At 51.6% G+C, this 935-nt stretch carries 1 protein-coding gene; it reads left to right on the top strand.

Annotated elements, in window-relative coordinates; genetic code table 11:
* Nucleotides 1–2: 2 nt before the first annotated feature.
* Nucleotides 3–935: NAD(P)H-dependent glycerol-3-phosphate dehydrogenase (gene gpsA / locus R7Q46_RS25560; protein WP_318077992.1), on the top strand; the 933-nt coding region annotated here is incomplete at its 3' end.

Here is a 935-nt window from a genome sequence, read left to right as displayed (position 1 = left end):
GCATGACACAAGCAAATACAAACAATGCTTACGGTAAAGACATCGCAATGACTGTGATTGGCGCAGGCTCATACGGTACTTCTCTAGCGATCTCCCTCGCGCGTAATGGTGCGAACGTTGTCCTTTGGGGACACGAGCCAGAGCACATGGCACGCTTAGAGGCGGATCGCGCGAACCACGCATTTTTACCAGGTGTTGATTTCCCAGAAAGCTTGATTATTGAATCGGATTTAGAAAAAGCCGTTCAAGCAAGCCGTGACTTGTTAGTTGTGGTTCCAAGCCATGTCTTTGGCATCGTGCTTAACAGCTGCAAACCGTTCCTGCGCGAAGATTCGCGTATCTGTTGGGCAACCAAAGGTCTTGAACCTGAAACTGGCCGACTGCTCAAAGACGTCGCGTACGACATCATCGGTGAGAACTACTCGCTGGCCGTTCTATCTGGCCCAACGTTCGCGAAAGAGCTCGCGATGGGTCTACCAACTGCGATTTCCGTTGCCTCTCCAGATGCAGAGTTCGTGGCGGATCTGCAAGAGAAAATCCACTGTAGCAAAACCTTCCGCGTGTACGCGAACAACGACTTCATCGGCATGCAACTTGGCGGTGCAGTGAAAAACGTTATCGCAATTGGCGCAGGTATGTCAGACGGCATCGGTTTTGGTGCAAACGCCCGTACTGCGTTGATTACCCGTGGCTTGGCTGAAATGAGCCGCCTTGGCGCTGCACTTGGTGCTAAACCAGAAACCTTCATGGGTATGGCTGGTTTGGGTGACTTAGTTCTTACGTGTACCGATAACCAGTCACGTAACCGCCGCTTTGGTTTAGCTCTCGGTCAAGGTAAAGACGTTGACACGGCACAAGAAGAAATTGGCCAAGTCGTAGAAGGCTACCGCAACACGAAAGAAGTATGGATGCTCTCCCAACGCATGGGCGTTGAG

The organism is Vibrio sp. 811 (genome assembly GCF_033339195.1).
This window is presented reverse-complemented; position numbering and strand designations above follow the sequence as displayed.